The organism is Micromonospora maritima (assembly GCF_902825405.1).
Classification (GTDB): domain Bacteria; phylum Actinomycetota; class Actinomycetes; order Mycobacteriales; family Micromonosporaceae; genus Micromonospora; species Micromonospora maritima.
The window spans coordinates 1-4,100 of record NZ_CADEAU010000469.1 but is presented as its reverse complement, the minus strand read 5'-3'; the positions used below and the strand labels follow the sequence as shown (position 1 = coordinate 4,100).

Below are 4,100 nucleotides of genomic sequence, written 5' to 3'. Positions count from 1 at the left end.
GCCGCCAGCGCGGTGGCGTCCACGTCGGACATGCACACCGGCTGCTCCGCCAGCAGGGGGTAACCGCCGTCCGGGCACCGGGTCCCGGCCAGCCAGGCGGCGGCCGTCGGGGGCGCGCCGGCCGGGGTGCGGTCCAGCGCCAGCAGCGCGAGGGACTGGCTGAACGCGTTGCTGTAGTCGCCGTACGCGGACCGGTCGCGGAACCGGCCGGCCGGCGTCTGGAGCGAGCGCAGCCGGGCGATCAGGTCGACGCCGCCGACCTGGGTCGGGTCGCCGCCACGTACCTGGACGGCGAGGGCGAGCTTGGCGGTCGCGCCCGCGTACGCCTCGACGGCGCCGTCGCCGACGTAGCCGTCGCGCACGTCCGGCCTGCTGACCCAGGCCAGCGCCCGGGCGCCGGAGTCGTCGGCGGCGCGGGCGGCGGCGAAGGCGAACACGGCGTCGAGCGTCAGCCCCTGGTCGGGGTAGGCGACGCCGTCGAAGACCACCTCGAAGCGTTCGCCGTCGACGAGCTGCCGGGCGAGCCAGCCGGCGGCGGCCTCCGCCCGGGTGACCGGGGCGGCGGACGCCGGGGTGACGAGGGTGAGGGCGGCGAGCGCGCCGCAGAACAGGGCGAGCAGGTGGTGCCGGCTCAGGCGGACGACCATCGGAAGCGCCTCTCCGGCCCGGCGGTCGTCAGAACCCGGTCGGCCCACGGCAGGGCCGGACGGCCTCCGACCCGTGGGCCACGACGGGTGGGGAACGAAAAGCCACGCGTACGTCGGGTATTCGGGCTCGCCGCCCCGGAGTGTCTGCCACCTCGGACGGCCTACCGTTGCGGGCCAGCGCCGGACTTCGACCGGACTTCCCCCGCACGCACACGCATGGGTTGAGTTGTGGCGACAGTCTGGTCACGCGGCGCGGCGGATGTCAATGCGCGCCGTGTTCGCCGAGGTGGGAACCGGTGACCGGCTTGACAACATGATCGGCAGTTAGGTTAGCCTAACCTTCGTGACGAGCAGAACGGTCCGGGCCGACGGCCTGTCGGGCAGCCGGTTGCGGCTGGGCTACCACGGCGCCACGGTGGTGCACGACGCCGCCATCACGCTGCGGCCGGCCGCCGTGACCGCGCTGGTCGGCCCGAACGGCAGCGGCAAGTCCACGCTGCTGCGCGGGCTGGCCCGCCTGCACCCGCTGGAGCACGGCGAGGTCGTGCTCGCCGACGGCACCCCGGCCCGGTCGCTGTCCCCCCGGGACTTCGCCCGCCGGGTCACCCTGCTGGCGCAGAGCCGCCCCACCCCGAGCGGAGTCACCGTCCGGGACGTGGTCGGCTACGGCCGGCACCCGTACCGCCAGCGGTGGCGGGCCGGCGACCCGGACGGGCCGGCGGCGGTCGAGCGGGCCATGCGGGTGACAGGCGTCGAGGCGATGGCCGACCGGCCGGTCGACGAGCTGTCCGGCGGCGAGCTGCAACGCGTCTGGCTGGCCACCTGCCTGGCCCAGGACACCGCGGTCCTGCTGCTGGACGAACCCACCACGTTCCTCGACCTGCGCTACCAGGTGGAGATCCTCGATCTAATGCGCGACCTCGCCGACACCGCCGGCGTCGCCGTCGGCGTGGTGCTGCACGACCTCAATCAGGCCGCCGCCGTCGCCGACCACGTCGTGCTCCTGCACTCCGGCCGGGTACGCGGCGCCGGCGCCCCGCGCGAGGTGCTCACCGAGGCGGCGCTCACCGAGGCGTACGGCATCCGCGTCGAGGTGACCGTCGACCCGGCCACCGGGCTGCTCTCCACCCGTCCCGTCGGCCGGCACACCAGCCGCGCCACCGCCTGAAATCGTTCCTGCCACAGAAGAGAAACCGATGTTGCGTACCCGCCTGACCCTGCTCGCCGCCGCCGCGACCGCGCTGCTGATCGCCGGCTGCGGCACCACCGAGACGCCCGCCGCGGCCCCGTCCGCCTCCGACGCCGCCGCCTCCGGCCCGGTCACCGTCACCGACAGCCGCGGCAAGACGATCACCCTGAAGAACCCGGCCACCAAGGTCGTCGGCCTGGAGTGGGGTGAGGTCGAGATGCTCGTCGGCCTCGGCGTGATGCCGGTCGGCGTGGCCGACCCCAAGGGGTACGCCACCTGGGTCACCGCCGCGCCGCTGGACGCGAGCGTCAAGGACGTCGGCACCCGGGGCGAGCCGAGCGTCGACGCCGTCGTCGCGCTCCAGCCCGACCTGGTGGTGATGGAGGCCGAGCGTGGCTCCGCCGTCGTCGCCCAGCTGGAGAAGTACGTGCCGGTGCTGGTCACCAAGGGCAGCGACGCGACCGACAACATCGGCCGGATGCGCGCCGACCTCACCATGATCGCCACCGCCACCGGCCGTACCGCCCAGGCGCAGAAGCTGCTCGCCGACTTCGACGCCGCCCTGGCCGAAGGCCGCGCGAAGATCGCCGACGCCGGCGCGGCCGGCCGACAGTTCGCCTTCGCCGACGGCTGGAAGGAGGGCAGCACCGTCTCCATCCGGATGTTCGGCCAGGGCGCGCTCGTCTCCCAGCTCGGCATCCAGCTCGGGCTGAAGAACGCCTGGACCGGCAAGACCGACCCGATGTGGGGCCTGGGCCAGACCGACGTCGAGGGCCTGACCGTCCTCAAGGGCCAGGACCTGCACTTCTTCTACAACGCCTCGGACGGGCAGGACGTCTTCGCCGACGGGCTGGCCGGCAACGCGATCTGGCGCTCGCTGCCGTTCGTGCAGCAGAACAAGCTGCACAAGATGCCCGACGGCATCTGGACCTTCGGCGGACCGCTCTCCGCCAAGCAGTACGTCGACCAGCTCGTCGCGGTCTACACGGCTTGAGCCAGACGATCGCCCCGCCGGGGCCGGCCACCCGGCCGGCCCCGCTCGGGCCACCGCCCGCCCGCCGCCGGGTCGCCGGCGCGTTCGGCCTCGCCGCCGCGCTGCTCGTGGCCGTCACCGCGGTGCACCTCACCCAGGGCACCTCGTCGGTGGGCGCGGCCGACCTGCTCCGGCTGCTCACCGGCGGCGACGACGAGACCGCCCGGGTGCTCGTCGCCTCCCGGCTGCCCCGCCTGCTCACCGGCCTGGCCGTCGGCGTGGCGCTCGGCTTCGCCGGCGCCGCGTTGCAGTCGACCACCCGCAACCCGCTCGCCTCGCCGGACACGCTCGCCGTCAACGCCGGCGCGCACCTGGCGATCGTCGCCACCGCCGCGTTCGGCATCGCCCTGCCCGCGCTGCCCGCCGGCGGGCTCGCGTTCTGCGGCGGTCTCGCCGCCGCCGGCCTGGTGATGCTGCTGTCCGCCGGCGGCCAGGCCGCGACGACCCGGCTGATCCTCGCCGGCTCGGCCACCGCGATGGCCCTCGCGTCGCTCACCATGCTGCTCCTGCTGCTCTTCGAGCAGGCCACCATCGGCCTGTTCGCCTGGGGCAACGGCTCCCTCGTGCAGGGCGACCTGGTCGCGTTCACCCAGCTCGCCCCGGTCGTCGGCGGCGCCGCGCTGGTGCTCGTGGCGCTCGGCCGCCGGCTGGACCTGCTGGCCCTCGGCGACGACACCGCCACCGTGCTCGGGCTGGACGTGCGCCGGACCCGGCTCACCGTGGTGCTGCTCGCCGTGCTGCTCTCCGCCGCCGCGGTCACGCTGGCCGGGCCGATCGGCTTCGTCGGGCTCGGTGCGCCGGTGATCGTCCGGCTGCTCGGCCGGTGGGTGCCCGAGGTGCACCGGCACCGGGTGCTGCTGCCGCTGTCCGGCCTGGTCGGCGTGGTCGTGGTGCTCGGCTCCGACGTGCTGCTGCGGGCCGTGCTCGGCGGGCAGGCCGGCGTGGACGTGCCGACCGGCGTGGTCACCACCTTGTTCGGCGCGGCGCTGCTGGTCTGGCTGGCCCGCCGGCACCGTGACGCCGGACCCACCCGGCAGCCTCCGGGCGGGCGCGCGGCCGTGCGCTCCCGCGCCTTCCACGTCGCCGTCGTCACCGTCTGCGCGGTGGCGGCCGGCACGGCCCTGGTGGTGGGCATGCTGGCCGGGGACACCGGGGTGCTGCTCGGCGACATCGTCAACTGGCTGCGGGGCCGCACCGGCCCGGCGTACACCTTCGTGCTGGACGCCCGGTG

General features: G+C 75.2%; 3 protein-coding genes, 1 pseudogene and 1 riboswitch. Of the genes and pseudogenes, 3 read left to right on the top strand and 1 reads right to left on the bottom strand.

All coding sequences use genetic code 11. From position 1 onward, the window contains the following. Positions 1-647: pseudogene (locus HUW36_RS27250) on the bottom strand (peptidase); the annotation flags it as partial. 95 nt (positions 648-742) lie between these two features. After that, positions 743-879, bottom strand: a riboswitch (cobalamin riboswitch). A gap of 111 nt (positions 880-990) precedes the next feature. Here HUW36_RS27250 and HUW36_RS27245 point away from each other — a divergent pair. From HUW36_RS27245 to HUW36_RS27235, 3 genes are all read left to right on the top strand, one after another. After that, positions 991-1,815, top strand: a complete 825-nt coding sequence (locus HUW36_RS27245) for an ABC transporter ATP-binding protein (RefSeq protein ID WP_174530756.1) — start codon at positions 991-993, stop codon at positions 1,813-1,815. Positions 1,816-1,843: 28 nt separating this feature from the next. Next, a complete protein-coding gene (locus HUW36_RS27240; RefSeq protein ID WP_174530755.1) occupies positions 1,844-2,830 on the top strand; it encodes an ABC transporter substrate-binding protein in 987 nt (328 codons plus the stop codon). Further along, on the top strand, positions 2,827-4,100 hold a 1,274-nt coding region (locus HUW36_RS27235; protein WP_174530754.1), incomplete at its 3' end, for an iron chelate uptake ABC transporter family permease subunit. The genes HUW36_RS27240 and HUW36_RS27235, both read left to right, overlap by 4 nt.

Bases quoted from the DNA above. Each gene is read 5' to 3' on its own strand.
- HUW36_RS27240 (WP_174530755.1), top strand. From the start codon at position 1,844: ATGTTGCGTACCCGCCTGACCCTGCTCGCCGCCGCCGCGACCGCGCTG.